Genomic DNA, 17,894 nt, shown 5'->3' on the forward strand with positions numbered 1-17,894 from the left:
TCTCGTCGCCGCATGTCCACCGCCGCCATCCACGCCCAAGGCCTGCGCCGCACGTTCGGCGAGCTCGTGGCCGTCGACGCCCTCGATCTCGAGGTCGCCGAAGGCGAGATCTTCGGCCTCGTCGGCCCCGACGGCGCAGGCAAGACCACGACGATGCGCATGCTCACCGGCATCCTCGCGCCCAGCGCGGGCGGAGCGACGGTCGCCGGCTGCGACGTCGTGCGCGAACGCGAACCGCTCAAGGAGCACATCGGTTACATGAGCCAGCGCTTCGGGCTCTACCCGGACCTGACGGTGGCCGAGAACATCGATTTCTACGCCGACATTTACACCGTGCCACAGGCCGCGCGCGCCGAGCGCACGGAGCGGCTGCTGGCCTTCAGCAATCTCACGCCGTTCAAGCACCGCCTCGCCGGCAATCTCTCCGGCGGCATGAAGCAAAAACTCGGGCTCGCCTGCGCGCTCATCCACACGCCGCGCGTGCTGTTCCTCGACGAGCCGACCAACGGCGTCGATCCGGTCTCGCGCCGCGATTTCTGGCGCATCCTTTACCAGCTCGTGCGCGACGGCGTGACGATCTTCGTCTCCACCGCCTACCTCGACGAGGCGGAGCGGTGCAACCGGCTCGCGCTCCTCCACGAGGGTCGCCTGCTCGGGCTCGGCACGCCGGACGAGATCAAGGCGATGATGCCCGGCGCGCTGCTGGAAATCCGCACCGCCGTCCCGCGCCGCGCCGCCGCGGTGCTGCGCGAGCAATTGCGCGAGGCCTCCGTCGGCCTCTTCGGCGACCGCGTGCATGTGGCCGCCCGCGATGCCACCGCGACCGAGGCGCACAGCCGGGAGTTGCTCGCCGCCGCCGGCCTCGCGGTGGAATCGATCCGCCCGATCGAGCCGTCGCTCGAAGACGTGTTCGTCGCCGTTCTGGCCCAGCGCACCGCCGCCGCGAAGCCATGACCGCCGCTCTCATCATCATTCTCCTGCTCACCCTGCTCGTCGCGACCGAGTCCGACGCCGATTGATCCGCATGCGCACCGCTCCCTCCAACGTTTCCGAGCCGATCGTCGAGGTCCAGAATCTCGAGAAGCACTTCGGCGCGTTCAAGGCGGTCGCGGGCGTGAGCTTCTCGGTCCGTCGCGGCGAGATCTTCGGCTTCCTCGGGCCCAACGGTGCGGGCAAATCCACCACCATCCGCCTGCTCTGCGGCCTGCTCACGCCGACGAAGGGCACGGGCACGGTCGCAGGCTTCGACATCGTGCGCGACACGGAGAAAATCCGCACGCGCATCGGCTACATGAGTCAGAAGTTTTCCCTCTACGACGAACTCACCGTCGAGGAGAACATCGACTTCTACAGCGGCATCTATCGTCTGCCGCGCGAGAAGAAGGCCGCGCGCAAGGACTGGGTGCTCGCGATGGCCGGCCTGCGCGAGCACCGCCACGCGCGCACCGCCGAGTTGTCCGGCGGCTGGAAACAACGCCTCGCGCTCGGCTGCGCCGTGTTGCACGAGCCGCCGATCCTGTTCCTCGACGAACCGACCTCCGGCGTCGATCCGAACAGCCGCCGCGCGTTCTGGGACCTGATCTACGCGCTCTCGGAGCAAGGCGTCACCGTGTTCGTGACGACGCATTACATGGAGGAATCGGAGTATTGCGACCGGCTCGGCGTCATCTACCGCGGCGAACTCATCGCGCTCGGCACGCCGCGCGAACTGAAGACGCGACACATGCCCGAAGCCGTGCTCGAGCTCGATTGCGACCGGCCAAACGACGCCATGCTCGTGCTCGAGCGTCTGCCGGCGGTGAAGGAAGTCGCGCTCTTCGGCAAAGGCCTGCACGCCGTCGCGCCCGACCCGCTCGCCGCCGAAGCCGCCATCCGCGAGGCGCTCGCGACGCACGGCTTCCGTCTCGGCCGACTGGAGCGCATCGTGCCGACGCTGGAGGACGTGTTCGTCTCGCTCATCGAGGCGCGCGACGCCGAGGCGGGCCGTCAACAGGAGGTCGCCCGATGAACCTGCGTCGTCTCTGGGCCGTCGCGCGGAAGGAAACGCTGCACATCCGCCGCGATCCGCGCAGCCTCATCCTCGCCGTCGGCATCCCGATGCTGATGCTGCTCATGTTCGGCTACGCGCTGACCCTCGACGTAGACCGCGTGCCGTTCGTCGTTTGGGACCAAGGACGCAGCGTGGAGAGCCGGGAGTTCACCGTGCGTTTCACCGCGACGCGCTACTTCGATTTCCGCGGCACGGTGAGCAGCTACGCGGAAGTCGAACGCGCGATCGACACCCGCGAAGCGATGCTCGCGCTCGTGCTGCCGCCGGATTTCGGCCAGAAAATTGCCGCCGGCCGCGCCGCGGGCGTGCAGGCCATCGTCGACGGCTCCGATTCGAACACGGCGGGCATCGTGCTCGGCTACACCTCCGCGATCACGACGACCTACAACCAGCAGGTCGCACTCGACCAGATCCGGCGCAGCACCGGCCTCGCGCCGACCGCCGCGCTCGATCTGCGCCCGCGCGTCTGGTTCAACGCCGACCTCGAGAGCCGCAATTTCATCGTGCCCGGCATCATGGCCGTGATCATGGGCTTGATCGCCGCGCTGCTCACGTCCCTGACCATCGCGCGCGAGTGGGAGCGCGGCACGATGGAGCAACTCATCTCCACGCCGGTGAAGCCCGCGGAGCTGATCCTCGGCAAACTCCTGCCCTACTCCGCCATCGGCCTGGCCAATCTCGCCATCTCGGTCGTGATGGCGGTGTTCCTCTTCCACGTGCCGCTGCGCGGCAGCGTCGTGCTGTTGTTCAGCGTCGGCATGGTGTTCGTCGTCGGCACGCTCGCGCAGGGCGTGCTCATCAGCACGATCGCGCGTCAGCAGCTGCTCGCCAGCCAGATGGCGATGATCTCGACGTTCCTGCCGGCGTTCCTGCTCTCGGGTTTCGCCTTCGCCATCGCGAACATGCCGCTGCCGGTGCAGGGCATCACTTACATCGTGCCCGCCCGGTATTTCGTGGCGCTCGTGAAAGGCATTTTCCTCCGCGGCGTCGGGCTGGAAATCCTCTGGGCCGACGCGGTTTTCCTGATCGTGTTCGCGGCGGTCGTCATCGGCGTCTCGATCCGCAAGACGCGCAAGGTCCTCGGCTGATATGTGGGAACGCATCCTCACCATCCTTCGCAAGGAGTTCCGCTCCGTGCTCCGCGATCCCAGGATGCGGCTCGTCATCATCGGCGTGCCGTTGATTCAGACACTGATCTTCGGCTACGCCGTGTCGCTCGACGTCCGGCACGTGAAACTCGTGGTCATCGACCGTGATGCGACGCCGGCGAGCCGCGAACTCGTGGCGCGCTTCACCGGCTCAGCCTACTTCGATGCGATCCGGCACACGCTCGACGAGAACGAAGGCCGCGCCTTGATCGACGCCGCCGACGCGTCCGCGATCCTGCAAATCAACGCCGGCTACCAGGAAAATCTCCGCGGTGGCCGGCTCGCGCCCGTGCAGTTGATCGTCGACGGCTCGGATTCCAACACCGCGCGCTTCGTCGTGAACTACGCGACGCAGATCGCCGCGGCCGCGAACACCGAGGTCGTCCTCGACCAAGCCCGCCGCCTCACCGGCCGCACGCTGACGACCGGCAAGGTCGACCTGCAGCCGCGCGCGTGGTTCAACGCCGACCTCGAGAGCCGCAACTTCTACGTCCCGGGCATCATCGCCATGCTCGTCATGCTCGTGGGCCTGATGCTCACCAGCATGGCCATCGTGCGCGAGAAGGAGGTCGGCACGATCGAGCAGGTCATGGTCACGCCGATCCGCCCGGTGGAGTTCATCCTCGGCAAGTGCGCGCCATTCGCCGTCGTCGGCTTCGTGAACACCGCGATGGTCACCGCCATCGCGCTGCTGTGGTTCGGGATTCCGTTCCGCGGGAGCTTCCTGCTGCTCTTGCTCGGCGTCGCGCTGTTCCTGCTCAGCACGCTCGGCATCGGGCTGTTCATCTCGACGGTCAGCCACACGCAGCAACAGGCGATGATGACGACGTTCTTCTTCTTTTTCCCGGCGATGCTGTTCTCGGGTTTCATCTTCCCGATCGCGAACATGCCCGCGTTCTTCCAGTGGCTCAGCCTGCTCGACCCGCTGCGCTACATGCTCGTGATCATCCGCGGCGTGTTCCTCAAGGGCGTGGGCTTCGACGTGCTTTGGCCGCAGCTCGCCGCGCTGCTCGCGCTCGGCGTGGCCGTGATGACCTTCGCCGTGCGGCGCTTTCACAAGAACCTCGCCTAGAGGAAACGCTCCCGCCATTCGGCGCGGGCGAGCGGCCGCGGCCGATACTCGCCGAACAACCGGTAACGCCAGCGCGCGACCAGGCGGTAAACGCCATCCCGCAGACCGCGCGGCACGACGCGCAATTCCGCGAGCGCGCCCATCCCGCCGCCGACCGTCGCGCACGCGGCGAGCACCGCATCCGTGCGGACCAGAAACCGCCCCGGCTGCTGGCGTCGCCAATCGGGCACGAAGATCAACGTGTCGAAATCCGCCGTCGGCAGGCCTTGCGCCCGCAGGAACGCCTGCGCGACCGCGCCCTGCAACGGCGCATAGCGCAACGCCGCGGCGCGATCCGCGTGTAGCAACGCGCGCACGCAGGCCTGACACAGGCCGCATTCGCCATCGAACAACAGCACGGGCATCGGTGCGCTCTCGTCGTTCGCGTCCATGCAGATTCTAGAGCAGCGTCCCGCGTAGGATGAGGAACGCCACGGTGAAGTAGATCACGAGGCCCGTGACGTCGACCAGCGTGGCCACGAAGGGCGCGCTCGAAGTCGCGGGATCGAAGCCGATCTTTTTCAGGATCAGCGGCAGCATCGAACCCATCAGCGAGCCCCACAGCACGATGCCGACGAGCGACGCGCCGACCGTGGACGCGACGAGCAGGTAGTGCGGACCGTAGATGTCGCTGAATTGCGCCCAGATCAGGATGCGCAGGAAGCCGATCGCTCCGAGGATCACGCCGAGCATGAGACCCGCCGCGAGTTCGCGCCGCATCACGCGCCACCAATCGCGCAGACGAAACTCGCCGAGCGCGAGCGCGCGGATGACGAGCGTGGCGGCCTGCGAGCCAGCGTTGCCGCCCGAGCTGATGATGAGCGGCACGAAGAGCGCGAGCACGACGGCCTTCGCGATCTCGTCCTCGAAATAGCTCATCGCGGTCGCGGTGAGCATTTCGCCGAGGAAGAGCACGACGAGCCAGCCGGCGCGTTTCTTCACCATCTTGGTGAGCGCGATGGTGGTGTAGGGTTCGTCGAGCGCTTCGCTACCACCGAGCTTCTGGATGTCCTCGGTGGCCTCCTCAGCGGCGACGTCGAGCATGTCGTCGGCCGTGACGATGCCGATGAGTTTGCCGTCGCCGTTGGTGACGGGCAGCGCGACGCGGTCGTATTGCCGGAAAATCTGCAGCGCGCGCTCACGGTCGTCCTCGGGGTGGAGCGTCGCGTAATTGCCGTCCATCAGCGCGCTGACCTTCGTGTCGGGTCCGGCGAGCAGGAAGCGGCGGACGCGGATGTCGTCGAGCAGGATGCCGCCCTCGTCGGTCACGTAGACCATGTTGAGCGTCTCGCGGTCGTAGCCGTGCTCGCGGATGTATTCGAGCGCCTCGCGCACGGTCCACTCGGGTCGCACGGCGACAAAATCGAGCGTCATCATGCGGCCGACGCTGTGCTCGGGATACGCGAGGAGATCCTGCGCGATCTTGCGCTCCTCGGGCGAGAGCCAGCAGAGCATCTGCATGGCGAGGTCGAGCGGCAGCTCGTGGAGAAACGCGGTGCGGTCGTCCGGCGGCAGCTCGTTCAAGAGCGCGGCGGCCTGCGGCTGCGTGAGCGTCTTCAGCAACTTGTATTTCGCCGGGTGCTCGAGGTAGGCGAAGGTCGCGCCCGCGAGCTGCGGCGTGCAGTGGCGGAAGAGGATGCCGATCTGCTCGACGGGCAGCTCCGACAGGATCGGCGCGAGGTCGGCTGGCAGCCACGGCGCGAGCTTCGCCTTCAATCCGGCGAAGTTCTTGTTGTCGATCAGCGCCGAAATCTCGGTGCGGAGTTGGCTGGCGTGCGACGGCACGGCGGCAACCTACGTGCCATGCCCCGACTGGCAATGCGCAACGCGCGTCGGGGCGCGAACGTTGCGCAGGCGTCAGGCTTTGACCGACGGGATGGGCAGCGAGGCGACGTGCACGGTCTGCGTCGGGAACGCAAAGGAGAGACCGCGCGCCTCGACGACGCGCATGATGCCGAAGTTGATTCGCTGGCGCACCTGCATGTGTTTCGCGAAGTCAGCGTCCTTGATCACGTAGACGATCCAGACGTCGAGCGATGACGCGCCGTAGTCGCGGAAGTAGACGTGCGTATCGGGTGCGTTGACCGCCGGGTCACTCTCGATGAGGCGGCGGATGTCGGCGACGACGCCCTCGAGCTGCTCCGGGTGCGCTTCGTAGGCGACGCCGATGATCTGCTCGACGCGGCGGGCGGTGAAGCGCGAGAGGTTGACGATGGATTCGTTCGCGACGGTGCGGTTCGGGACGGTGACGAGCGAGCGGTCGACCTTGCGGATCTTCGTCGAACGCAGGCCGATGTCCTCGACCGTGCCGGTGTGCGCGCCGACGGTGACCGTTTCGCCAATGCGGAACGGTTGATCGGTCGCGACGACGACGGAGCCGAAGATGTTGGCGATGGTGTCCTGCGCGGCGAGGGCGAAGGCCAAGCCACCGATGCCGAGGGCGCCGAGAGCAGCCTTCACGTCGTAGCCGAGGCTCTGGATCGTCACGAGGATGCCGATCAGCACGAAGATCGTGATCAGGAATTTCTTGATCCACGGCATGAACGCCGCGACGCCCATCTGCTTTTCGCGCGCGACTTCATGCGCGTGCTCCAGCACGGCGTCGAAGGCGCGATAGAGGCCCCAGAAGATCGCGGCGGAGAACGCGATCGTCGACCCCATCGCGATGTAGTGGTCGGTGTTCTCGGAGAGCTTCAGCACCTTCAACGAAGCGAAAATGCCGAGCAGCATGACGAACGTCGCCGTCGGCTGCTCCATGGCCGGGAAGAGTTTGTCGTCGAGCGTCGTCTCGGTCTTCGAGGCCAGCTTCTTCAGGTAGTGGAAGATGATGTTCGTGACGACGTGGCGGAGGAGCACGCCGCAAACGAGGAACGCCGCCGCGATGCCGTAGTGCGTGAGCGTGTTGGATCCGTCGCTCGGCACATGGAGCGCGTGCAGAATCACGTCGACGAGATGTTCGAGGAGATCGGGGGCACGCTCGGCGGGGGCGACGACGACAGCGGTCGTCGCGGCGGCCGCGGTCTTTTGCGCGGCGTCGGGGTTGGCGGCGGCTTGGGCGAGCGCCAGCACGGGCGCGGCGAACGGAGCGAGGCCAGCGAGAAGTTTGCGGGAGAAATTCATGGTGGGGTTCCCTAGAAAGCCCCGCGCCGGCTCTTGTCAAAGCGGAAGCCCGGGCGCGCGCGGCATGTTTCGCCGCTTGCCGAGCCGGGGGTCTGTCCCACACTTTGCGGCCCAATGTCACTGCCGCTCGCGCTTTTCGATTCGATGCCTTGGTGGGCCTGGACCGGCTTTCTCGGCTTTGTTGCCGCGATGCTCGCGCTGGATCTCGGCGTGTTCAACCGCAAGAGCCACGAGGTCACGCTCAAGGAGGCGCTTGTGTGGTGCGTCGTGTGGTTCGCGCTCGCGATGGGTTTCTACGGCCTGATCGCGACCGGCACCCTCGGCAACGGTCTCGGCCGGAAAGAGGGGCTGGAGTTCCTGACCGGCTACATCGTCGAGCTGTGCCTGAGCGTCGACAACGTCTTCGTCTTCATCGTCATTTTCCAATACTTCAAGGTCGAGCCGCGCTACCAGCATCGCGTGCTCTTCTGGGGCATCCTCGGCGCCGTGATCATGCGCGCGCTGTTCATCTTCGCCGGCATCAGCCTGATCAACGCCTTCCACTGGGTCATCTACGTCTTCGGCGCGTTCCTCGTCTACACGGGCGTCAAGCTGGCGATGCCCAAGAACGAGGAGGGGCTCGAGCCCGAGAAAAATCCCGCCGTGAAACTCGCGCGGCGCTTCCTGCCCGTCACGCCGAACTACCACGAGGGTCACTTCTTCGCGCGCATCAACCACCGGCGCTACGCCACGCCGATGTTTCTCGTGCTGCTCGTGGTCGAGACGACCGACGTGATGTTCGCGCTCGATTCGATCCCCGCGGTCATCGCGATCACGCGCAATGAGTTCATCGTTTTCACGTCGAACATCTTCGCGATCCTTGGCCTGCGCTCGCTCTATTTCGCGGTGTCAGGCGTGATGCAGCTCTTCCGCTACCTGAACATCGGCCTCGCGGTCATCCTCGTCTTCGTCGGCCTGAAGATGCTCGCGTCGCACTACGTCGACGTCTCGATCCAACTCTCGCTCGGCATCATCGGCACCGTGCTGGCCGCCTCGATCCTCGCCTCGGTGCTCATCCCGCAGGCGCGCAAGGAGGACTGATCAGCGCGGCGTCCGGGCCGCGCAAACGTCCGCCACGTCGGCCAAGTCGATCAGGACCGGCAGCGCCGATTCCAGATGGGCGACCGCCATCGAGCGCGAAAACGAACCCGGCTCCACGAAGGTAACCCAGCCGTCTTTCCGGGCAAACACGCCATGTGCTCCGGCCGCGCGCGCGGCGTTGAGCTTCAGTTGGATTTCCGGCAGCAACGCGGCCGCGAATTCGACCGGCCGGTTCGTCACGATGAACCACTCGGCATCGAAGCGCGGCTCGCCGATCCGGATTTCCTTCGCACCGAACAGCTCGCTGAGCTTCGTCAGCACGCCCTGCGCGCGGAGCTCGAACACCACGTCGCTCGCAGCCGGTGTCGCGACGCCCGCGGCGATCCATTGCTTCCGGCTCTTGCCTGTGCCGGTGGTGTAGGTCCAGACGCGCACCTGTCGACCTTGCAGGCGGCCCTCGAGCCGGTGCTGCTCCCAGCCGAGCACGCGCTTGCCCCGCACCACCTGCAGACCGATGCGATCGGCGAGCGCAGCGAGATTCGCCAGTCCCTGCCGGTGCGCGCGAATGCTCAGCATGATGAAACCCGCCATTACGCCAAGGCCGAGAACGACGATCACGAGCGCTTCCATGCCGGCAGCAAATCCCCGCGCCTCCCGCCGCGCGAGCGCGAACCCGTTCCTCTCTCCCCCGAAAAATAAAGCCGCCGGGCCCGCTAAGCGGACTCCGGCGGCAACTCGGACGCGCACACACGCACGTGCCGAGCGTTACCCCTAAAAGGTGGTTCAGTTCACCGCGATCTTGCGCGGCTTCACGGCCTCGGCCTTCGGCAGCGAGACGCGGAGCACGCCGTCCTTCAGCTCCGCGTGGATCTTGTCCACGTCGACCGAGTTGTCGTGCTCGAACGACAGCGCGTAGGGCGCGTCGACCGTTTCGCGATAGAGCTGCGTCCAGCCTTCCGGCTTCTGCCAGGCGCGGCGGCCGTGGATGCTGAGCACGCCGTCCTCGGCCGACAGCTCGAGGCCGTCCTTCGCGACGCCGGGGAGCTGCACCGTCAGGCCCCACGCCTCGTCGGTCTCCTTCAGCTCGTAGACGGGCTTCAGGGTGAATTCCGATTCGGAGCTGGCGGTGCTGTCGTTTGCCTCGCGGCGCGCGAGAGCGCGCGAGAGACGCGGAACGATTTGATTGAAGAGAGTCATGGTGGGTTTTTCTCCGTGCTGAAAGGTGATCAGTTGACGTTGATGGCGATCTTGCGCGGCTTCGCCTGCTCCTGCTTCGGGAGCGTGACGGTGAGCACGCCGTTCTCGAGCGCGGCGCTGACCTTGTCGGCCTGCACGCTCTCGGGGATCGAGATCGAGCGGCTGAAGTTGAACGACTGCTCGCCCTCCTTGCGCGTGGCGTTGATCGTCAGGTAGTCCTCGATCATCTCGACGGCGATATCCTCGCGCTTCACGCCCGGGAGCTCCGCGCGGACGTAGGTGTTGTCCTTGTCCTCGTAGAGATCGACCGCGAAGCGCGGCGCCGCCGGCGTCGCGGCGTCCGCCAGAGCGGTCGCGAAGAGACGATCGATTTCCGACTCCAGACCGGTCCAGGGATTCTGAAACGCGGACCCACGAAAGAGGGTCGCGCGGGGATGGGCATAACGAACGATGCGATACATGGTGGTGGTTCTCCTTTTAAAACTGGGTTGTGCCACCGCAGTGCATCCCACGTGCCGCCCCTTCGCCGCGCGCAAATCGCGACCGCGCCGCCACTTGTTTTCCGCGCGCGAAATCCATTGGGAAATTCCGCCCCACCCTGTGACGCCCCACCTGCGCAACTCCGTCGCGCTTACCCCGCCGCCATCACATCGAACACCAACAGCGGCAGTTCGCGCGGGTGTTTTCCAAGGAGGAGATAGCGCTCCTCCCCCACCCGGCGCGCGCCCATGCGGAGATAAAAGCCTTCCGCGTTCGGGTCGGATTTAATCTCCAGCCGCCGAACGCCAAGTTTGCGCGCGATAGCCACCGCGGCGCGAAACAACTCGCGCCCGCTGCCCTGTCCCATGTGGGCCGGCGCGATCCAAAAATGCTCCAGCCACCAAAGATCGCCGTCCCGCCGCAGGCTGAAAAAGCCGACGCGCACGGCGTCCTCCACGCGCACCGCGACGAAAACCTCTTCGCGCGCCAGCGTCCCCGATGTGATCCGCAACGAATCCGCCCACGCCTCGATCCACTCGGGAGGATAGCCCCAGTGCGCCTTCGCCGCGCGACACAGTTCGGTCAACTCGCCGACCTCGGCTGGCACGGCGCGTCGAATCGAAAAGGTGGGCGGCAACGTCACCGGCACAGTGCACGCACGTTGTGACACGCCGTCAATTTTCCCGTGGCCAGCGCCGCACCGCCTGCCTCACCCTGCGATTTTCCGATGAGCTTCGACTTCGACACTCCGATCGACCGCGCCCGCAGCGACAGCCAGAAATGGCAAAAATACGCCGGCAAGGACATCCTGCCGCTCTGGGTCGCAGATATGGACTTCGCCGCGCCGCCGGTCGTCGTCGATGCGCTGCACGCACGCGTCGCGCACGGCGTGCTCGGTTACGCAAAGCCGTTGCCCGCGCTCGCGGAGGCGACGGTCGCCTATTGCGCGCGCCGCTACGGCTGGCAGGTCGACCCGGCGTGGCTCGTCTGGTTGCCCGGCCTCGTCACCGGCCTGAACGTCGCCGCTCGCACGCTCGGTGAAGAAGGCGACGAAATCCTCTGCACCACGCCGGTCTATCCGCCGTTCATGAGTTCGCCGGCCAACCAGCGCCGACGCACCGTGGCCGTGCCGATGACGAAGAACGGCGCGCGCTGGGAAATGGACTTCGCCGCGCTCGAGCGGGCAATCACACCGCGCAGCCGCGCGTTCTTCCTCTGCAGCCCGCACAACCCCGTCGGCCGCACCTTCACGCGCGCGGAGCTGGCGCAACTCGCCGACTTTTGCGTGCGGCACAATCTCACGCTCGTCTCCGACGAGATCCATTGCGACCTGATCCTCGACGACGTCGCGCACATCCCCACGGCGACGCTCTCGCCCGAAATCGCCGCGCGCAGCATCACGCTGATGGCGCCGAGCAAAACTTACAACGTGCCCGGCCTCGGCACTTCGCTCGCGATCATCCCCGACCCCGCGCTCCGCGCCGCCTTCACGCGCGCCGCCAGCGGCATCGTGCCCGACGCCAACGTCCTCGGCCTCGTCGCGTGCGAGGCGGCCTTCCGCCATGGCGAACCGTGGCGCCAGGAATTGCTCGCCTATCTCCGCGGCAACCGAGACCTGATCGAGCAGACCGTCGCCAGCGGCCAGTTGCCCGGCGTGACGATGACGCACGTGGAGGCGACCTACCTCGCGTGGCTGGACATCTCCGCGCTGCGCCTGCCTAACGCGCACGCGTTCTTCGAGCAACACGGCCTCGGCTTCTCCGACGGCGCCCCTTTCGGCGCCGCCCCGAACACGCACGTCCGCCTGAACTTCGGCTGCACCCGCGCCACGCTCCGCGAAGCCCTCACCCGCCTCACCCGCGCCGTCGGTGCCGCCCCACGCTAAGACGCTCGGCCCCCGCAGCACCGGTCGCTCCGCCCCTTTTCGCCTCCCGGCACGGTCACCTAATAGGTGACTTCCTTCTCATCTTTTTAGAGGACACAGACTCAGTGCCTCCGCGCGCTGGGTCACCTATTGGGTTACTCATGAGTATCCCAAATCATCCACGACTCAGAATCTGGCTCGATATCGGAGGCGAAATGTTCGAGCTGGGCGAGCAACTGGTTGACGAAGCGCGCAAGCACGCCCGACGCCGACGCACCGCCTCCTATTCGACGGTCCGGCCCGGGCCGGCCACTCCGTTGTGGAACTTGCTCGCAGAGCATCTCCGCCGGGAGCTGCACCCCATCGGCGCGAAAGTGCGACTCGCACGTTACCTCGGGGTCCCGAAGCAGCGCTTGCACAATTTTCTGAAGGGCGGAGATCGCATGCCCGACGCGGAGTTGACGCTGCGGCTGCTCCACTGGTTGGCCGAGAAGCGCGGCGGTCGCGACCTTTCCCTCTGAGTAACCTAATAGGTTACTCGGGCGCGGAGTTTCCGAGGAAACGGAGAGCAGGAAGTCGGATTCGTGTAACCTATTAGGTTACTCGAATCCGAGGTGGTGGCGATGGAAGCGATGGGGGCGAGCGCGGCGTTCTGATTTGCGCTCGGGCTCGACCGGCCAACCATCGCGGCGTGCGCATCGGGCCGTATGAATTTCCGTCGAATCTGTGTCTCTCGCCGCTGGCGGGTTACACGAACCTGCCGTTCCGGCTCGTCGTGCGCGAGATCGGCGGGCTCGACTGGGTCACGACCGACCTGATCAACGCCCGCTCGCTGCTCGAGCGAAACCACAAGGCGCTCCAGCTCGCTCAGACTGCACCGGCCGAGAAACTCCTCTCCGTCCAGCTCTTCGGCTCGGTGCCGGAGGAGATGCGCGACGCGGCGGCGATGGTCGAGGCGATGGGCATCGCCGCCGTCGACATCAACATGGGTTGCCCCGTCCGCAAGGTCGTGGGCGTGGGCGGCGGCTCGGCGATGATGACCGAACTCAAGAAAACCCAAGCGCTGGTCCGCGGCATGGTCGAGGCGGTGAAAATTCCGATCACCGCCAAGATGCGGCTCGGCTGGGACGAGAACAATCTCACCGCGCCCGACCTCGCGCGCGCGCTCGAGGACGTGGGCGTCGCCGCGATCTTCGTGCACGGCCGCACGCGGGCGCAGGGGTTTTCCGGCACGGTCAACCTCGCGGGCATCCGCAGCGTGGTGCAGGCGGTGAAGACAGTTCCGGTGATCGGCAACGGCGACGTCACGACGCCCGACGCCGCGAAGAAGATGTTCGACGAAACCGGCTGCGCGGGCGTGAGCATCGGTCGCGGCGCGTTCTACAATCCGTGGATTTTCCGGCACACGCTCGACTTCATCCGCACCGGCGCGATGCCACCGGAGGCGAGTTACGCCGAGCGCGTGCAGGTGATGCGACGACACCTCGAGCTGGCGTGTGAGGTCTTCGGCGAGGAGTTGGGCTGCCGGCTGTTTCGCAAGCCGGCGGCGTGGTATGCGAAGCGGCTCGGTCCGGCGAAGGAGTTCAAGAAATCCGTCGTGGGCCTGCGCACGCGCGCGGAGTTCGACGAGATTCTGGCGCGCTACGAGAAGTGGCGCGCGCAGTTCTGCGACGAGCGCGGCGAATTGCTCCCGCGCTTCCAACCCGACCCGATGGTGGCGTCGTTCATGCGCGAGGAGGACGATCCGGCCGTCACGCGCCGCGAATCGATTCCCGTGCCCAAGGGTCCGGTGGACACCTGGTGATGCAGGCTCGCGTCACGCCGCGCCCGACCGCAACCTCCGTCCGCTTCCCGCATGTCCAACCTCATCCATCTTTGGGGCATCTTCCTCGGCACCGTCGTCGGCCTGCTGCCGCTGATCAATCCGCTGGCGGCGGCGCCGACATTCCTCGCGATCACCGAAGGCGACACGGAGCAACGGCGCCGCGAGCAGGCGTTCAAGGGCTGCCTCTACATGGTGGGCATCCTCGTGAGCTTCCTCGTGGGTGGCACGTTCATCATGAATTTCTTCGGCATCTCGATCCCGGGCCTGCGCATCGCGGGCGGGATCATGCTGACCGGCATCGGCATGAACATGCTGGCGACGCACCGCACGACCGACGACGAGAAGGAGGAGCGGGAAGCCGCCCGCAAGAAAATGGACGTGTCCTTCTCGCCACTGGCGATGCCCATGCTCGCGGGCCCGGGCTCGATCGCGGTGACGCTCGGGTTCACGTCGCTCGCGACGCATCCGATCGACTACGTGGCGATCATCGCCGGCATCGGTGTGGTGGCGTTCATCACGTGGGTGACGCTGCGGCTTTCGGGCAAGATCGTGACGTTCATCGGCGTCGTCGGCGTGAACGCGATGACGAAGATCATGGGTTTCCTGATCATGTGCATCGGCGTGCAATTCGTGGTGAACGGCATCCTTGGCATCGCGACGGATCCGGAAGTGTTGCGCGGGATCAAGCATACGCTGTCGCACTGAAGCGCGCCGGCGAACGACGCGCGCGGTGCGCAAAAGAAAAGCCCCGGCGTGCGGCCGGGGCTTGAAGGAGGAGGAGGCGCAAGGCGCGCCGGCGGTCAGAATTTTTTTGTGAGCTGGGCGTAGACGAAGCGGCCGCGGTTGCTGTGCGTCGTGACGTCATAGCTGTCGTTGAAGGCGCCCGCGGCGAAGGGCGCGGACTCGTCGGTGACGTTGGCGGCGCCGAGGCGGAGCGTGGTATCGGCCAGCCACTTTCTCCAACCAGCGCCACCGGTGAAATCGTGCTGCACCTGGACGTCGAGGGTGGTCCAAGGCTCGATGTAGCGGATGGCGTTGCCCTGAGTGAAGGCGGGGTTGTCCTGGAGTTTGCTGATGTGGTTGGCCGTGACGACCGCGGCCCAGGAGCCTTTTTCCCAGAGCAGCGAGAAGTAGCCTTTGTGGCGCGGGATGGAGCCGGGGGAGATGGCGTTCTGTTGGACGTCGATGAAGGTGCCGAGGAAGCTCTGCTTCGGAGCGCCCGGATTGGGCGTGAGCGTCCAGGTGAGCGCGGTGTTCCATTCGGCTTTGGTGGTGAACTTGCCCCAATCGCCGCGGGGCCAGACGTAGGTGACGGCCCACTCCACGCCGGTGGTCTCGCGCGCAGAGATGTTGAACTGGGTGGAGTTGATGGTGGTGACGCTGCCGGTGACGGGATCGCGCACGATGAGGTTGGCGAAGGGCGCGTTCGGGTTGATCGTGGCGGCGTTGCCGCGGACGAAGCCGGAGCCCTGGCCGGCGGCATTGACGTTGAGGATGAACTGCGAGCCCTCGCCGACGAGGCCGTTGATGGTGCCGTAGTAGTAGTCGACGGTCACGCTGAGGCCGTGGATCTTCTTCGGCGACCAGACGAAGCCGGCGGAGTAGGTGGTGGATTCCTCGGGGGAGAGCTGGGCGTTGCCGCCGGTGGTGATCTGCGTCTGGTTCGGGATGGCGAAGCCGAGAGGATCGACGAGCGAGGGGAACGAAGTGCCGGGCGCGCCGAAGAGCTGGCTGAGACTCGGCAGGCGGAAGCCGGTGCCCCAGGTGCCGCGAACGAGCAACTCGTCGGTGGGCTGCCATTGGAGGCCGAGCTTGGGATTGTGCGCGGTGAAGCTGCGGCCGATCTGGGCGCCGGTGGTGCCGTTCTGGAAGCCCTCGACGGTCTGGTAGTCGTAGCGGCCTTCGAGCTGGAGCTTGAGCGAGCGCACGAGGGGGATTTTCTGGTGCTCGCCCACGATGGGAACGTGCAGCGCGGCGAAGGCGCCGGTGCCGTAGGCGCGGGAGATGGAGGGGTTGGAGCCGTTCAGGCCGAGCAGGTCGCCGGTGAAGAAGATGGGCTCGGGAAGGTTGGCGAGGTCCACGCGATAGTAGTCGGCGCCGAAGCCGAGTTTCACGTCGCCGCTGGGGAGGGAAAAGGCGGAGCCGTTGGCGGAGAAATCGAAGCCGCGATTCTGGCTGTTGATATCGGTGCGGCCTTTGGCGGCGGATTCGGCGAGGGCCTTGCGGTTGTCGAAGGCGACTCCGGTCGGACCGACTCCGGCGACGTCGTCGAGCGCCCAGGGGTTGTAGGCACCGCTGAGGATGCGCTGCACGAGGGCGGCGCGGCTGGGGGCGCCGCTCTGGTCAACATCGCGGGCGAAGGCGTCGTAGATGTAGTTGAGGCTCCAGTTCCAATCCTGGCCGAAGTGGCCGTTGAAGCCGCCGTGGGCTTCGTAGGAGTCGCGGATGTTGGTCTGGAGTCTGGGTCCGAGGGTGATGGTGCGGAAGGGCACGGTGCCGTTGGTGAGCGCGCCGGGCGAGGTGGCGTTGTCCGCGATGAAGAAGCCGACCGGGATGTGCGGGCTGAGGCGGGCGGCGGTGCGCAGCGCGGTGCCGGCGGAGCCGCCGGTGGGCATGGGCGAGGGCGCGAGACCGTTGAGGAACTCGTCGTGGGCGTAGAGCAGGTAGGCGTAGAATTCGACCTGCTCGTTGAAGAGCTTCTGGTTGAGGCGCGCGTAGAGGTTGCGGCGTTTCTGCTCGGGGATGGAGGGCGTGAAGCGGCGGAAATTCAGCATCTGGTTCGACGTGGCCGAGTTCGTGTCCATGGGGATGAAGTCGGCGGCGCTGAGGCCGATGGTCTTGCCGGGGGCGAGGACGAGGTCCTGCACGGGGGCGGTGGCGCTGCCGACACGGGCGGTGGCGCGACCGGAGAAGGAGGGGCTGCCGCCGTTGACGCCGCCGCGGAAACGCTGGTCGGCCTGGTCGGAGGGCTCGCGATCGATGCCGTGGAGGGCGTTGCGCGAGTAGGATTCGACGGCGACGACGACGTTGGTCTTGCCGAGCGTGTAGCCGGCGATGGCGCTGGCACGAATGACGCCGGCGTCCTTGTCGGTCGTGTTGCCGTAGTAGAAGTCGGCTTTGGCGCCCTCGTAGCGGTCGGTGAGCATGACGTTGAACACACCGGAGAGGGCGTCGGAACCGTAGATGGAGCCGGCACCGTCCTTCACGACCTCGATGCGCTTGATGGCGATCTGGGGGATGAGATTGAAGTTCTGGTAGCTCTGCGTCTTTTTGCCGTCGAGGAGAGTGAGGGTGCCGGCGAGGCCGCGGAGATTGACGCCGGAGGAGCCGGTGCCGCCGTTGGTGCGCTGCTCGGTGGCGACGGAGCCGGTGTAGCCGGGCAGGTGACGCACGACTTCGATGGGGGTGGCAGCACCGAGGCGGGCCATCTCGGCTGGCGCATAGATGGTGACGGGGGAAAAGGTCTCGCCCTCGGCCGTGGGAATGGCGGAACCGGTGACGACGAATTTATCGAGCTTGAAGGTTTCTTCCTCGGGGGCGGAGTTGTTTTGGGCGAGGAGGAGCCCGGGAAGGGCGAGCAGGGCGGCGAGCGCGCGGGTCCAACGGCGCGGGCGATCCGCATGCGAGGTGCTGGTGGATTGAGGGATCATGGGTGATCTTAGGTTTGTCTGGTGTGATGCGCGGCGCGGTCGCCGGCGCATCGGAGTCGCGCGAGCAGGCCGGAAGGGACGGGCGCGGCAAGGGAGCGGCGACGTCTTCCTAGTCGCGCGCGCCGAGCTTCTAGCCCGCTACTTGATCCCGCCCGGTCGGGCGCACCGGTCGGGATTTCGCGGCTCTCAGCGGGATCTTGCGCCTCGGCTCGTCGCTTTGCTCCACGCTGTTTTTCAGATGCGCCTTCGCCGACACACCCGCGTGGCTCGCCACCCTTCGCCTTGATCGAGCTGGGACTCAGGCTTCCACGGTGCCGAGGGGATGACTTGCCCTGCCTACAACAAAACGGCCCTGCCGGGAAAGTGGCA

17 protein-coding genes are annotated in these 17,894 nt (G+C 66.4%); 9 read left to right on the forward strand and 8 right to left on the reverse strand.

Annotated elements, in window-relative coordinates; translation table 11 throughout:
- Positions 1-12: 12 nt before the first annotated feature.
- The 4 genes from HZA32_08035 (at position 13) to HZA32_08050 (ending at position 4,270) form a co-directional block, all read left to right on the forward strand.
- Positions 13-954: an ABC transporter ATP-binding protein gene (locus tag HZA32_08035; GenBank protein ID MBI5424024.1), complete on the forward strand. Its 942-nt coding sequence runs from the start codon at positions 13-15 to the stop codon at positions 952-954.
- A gap of 70 nt (positions 955-1,024) precedes the next feature.
- Positions 1,025-2,008 carry an ABC transporter ATP-binding protein gene (locus HZA32_08040; protein ID MBI5424025.1) on the forward strand — a complete coding sequence of 328 codons (984 nt, stop codon included), beginning with the start codon at positions 1,025-1,027 and terminating at the stop codon, positions 2,006-2,008.
- On the forward strand, positions 2,005-3,138 hold the full coding sequence (locus HZA32_08045) for an ABC transporter permease (GenBank protein ID MBI5424026.1): 1,134 nt from the start codon (positions 2,005-2,007) through the stop codon (positions 3,136-3,138). Before HZA32_08040 ends, HZA32_08045 begins: the two co-directional genes overlap by 4 nt.
- 1 nt (position 3,139) lies before the next feature.
- Positions 3,140-4,270 (forward strand): ABC transporter permease, encoded by a 1,131-nt coding sequence (locus HZA32_08050; protein ID MBI5424027.1) that lies wholly within the window; start codon positions 3,140-3,142, stop codon positions 4,268-4,270.
- Here HZA32_08050 and HZA32_08055 read toward each other — a convergent pair.
- The 3 genes from HZA32_08055 to HZA32_08065 all read right to left on the reverse strand — a co-directional run bounded on the left by HZA32_08055 (position 4,267) and on the right by HZA32_08065 (position 7,429).
- Positions 4,267-4,701 (reverse strand): DUF393 domain-containing protein, encoded by a 435-nt coding sequence (locus tag HZA32_08055; GenBank protein ID MBI5424028.1) that lies wholly within the window; start codon positions 4,699-4,701, stop codon positions 4,267-4,269. The genes HZA32_08050 and HZA32_08055 overlap by 4 nt on opposite strands.
- 7 nt (positions 4,702-4,708) lie before the next feature.
- Entirely contained in the window at positions 4,709-6,094 is a 1,386-nt protein-coding gene (mgtE, locus tag HZA32_08060; protein ID MBI5424029.1) for a magnesium transporter, read from the reverse strand.
- Positions 6,095-6,166: 72 nt separating this feature from the next.
- Entirely contained in the window at positions 6,167-7,429 is a 1,263-nt protein-coding gene (locus tag HZA32_08065; GenBank protein ID MBI5424030.1) for a mechanosensitive ion channel family protein, read from the reverse strand.
- Positions 7,430-7,573: 144 nt separating this feature from the next.
- Between HZA32_08065 and HZA32_08070 the strand changes: the two genes are divergently transcribed.
- Positions 7,574-8,509 (forward strand): TerC family protein, encoded by a 936-nt coding sequence (locus HZA32_08070; GenBank protein ID MBI5424031.1) that lies wholly within the window; start codon positions 7,574-7,576, stop codon positions 8,507-8,509.
- Here HZA32_08070 and HZA32_08075 read toward each other — a convergent pair whose 3' ends face one another.
- From HZA32_08075 to HZA32_08090, 4 genes are all read right to left on the reverse strand, one after another.
- Positions 8,510-9,256 (reverse strand): hypothetical protein, encoded by a 747-nt coding sequence (locus HZA32_08075; GenBank protein ID MBI5424032.1) that lies wholly within the window; start codon positions 9,254-9,256, stop codon positions 8,510-8,512.
- 36 nt (positions 9,257-9,292) lie between these two features.
- Positions 9,293-9,706, reverse strand: coding sequence for an Hsp20/alpha crystallin family protein (locus HZA32_08080; GenBank protein MBI5424033.1), 414 nt, complete (start codon positions 9,704-9,706; stop codon positions 9,293-9,295).
- Between the two features lie 29 nt (positions 9,707-9,735).
- On the reverse strand, positions 9,736-10,167 hold the full coding sequence (locus HZA32_08085) for an Hsp20/alpha crystallin family protein (GenBank protein MBI5424034.1): 432 nt from the start codon (positions 10,165-10,167) through the stop codon (positions 9,736-9,738).
- A 170-nt stretch (positions 10,168-10,337) separates the two neighbouring features.
- Positions 10,338-10,805, reverse strand: a complete 468-nt coding sequence (locus HZA32_08090) for a GNAT family N-acetyltransferase (GenBank protein ID MBI5424035.1) — start codon at positions 10,803-10,805, stop codon at positions 10,338-10,340.
- Positions 10,806-10,913: 108 nt separating this feature from the next.
- Here HZA32_08090 and HZA32_08095 point away from each other — a divergent pair, with 108 nt between their 5' ends.
- The 4 genes from HZA32_08095 (at position 10,914) to HZA32_08110 (ending at position 14,580) form a co-directional block, all read left to right on the forward strand.
- Entirely contained in the window at positions 10,914-12,071 is a 1,158-nt protein-coding gene (locus HZA32_08095; protein MBI5424036.1) for a putative C-S lyase, read from the forward strand.
- A gap of 194 nt (positions 12,072-12,265) precedes the next feature.
- A complete protein-coding gene (locus HZA32_08100) occupies positions 12,266-12,571 on the forward strand; it encodes a hypothetical protein (GenBank protein MBI5424037.1) in 306 nt (101 codons plus the stop codon).
- A 170-nt stretch (positions 12,572-12,741) separates the two neighbouring features.
- Complete coding sequence (gene dusB / locus HZA32_08105) at positions 12,742-13,854, forward strand: tRNA dihydrouridine synthase DusB (GenBank protein MBI5424038.1); 1,113 nt, start codon at positions 12,742-12,744, stop codon at positions 13,852-13,854.
- Between the two features lie 51 nt (positions 13,855-13,905).
- Positions 13,906-14,580, forward strand: a complete 675-nt coding sequence (locus tag HZA32_08110; protein MBI5424039.1) for a MarC family NAAT transporter — start codon at positions 13,906-13,908, stop codon at positions 14,578-14,580.
- 95 nt (positions 14,581-14,675) lie between these two features.
- Here HZA32_08110 and HZA32_08115 read toward each other — a convergent pair whose 3' ends face one another.
- Entirely contained in the window at positions 14,676-17,525 is a 2,850-nt protein-coding gene (locus HZA32_08115) for a TonB-dependent receptor (protein ID MBI5424040.1), read from the reverse strand.
- Positions 17,526-17,894 lie beyond the last annotated feature (369 nt).

The organism is Opitutia bacterium (assembly GCA_016217545.1).
Classification (GTDB): Bacteria; Verrucomicrobiota; Verrucomicrobiia; order Opitutales; family Opitutaceae; genus Didemnitutus.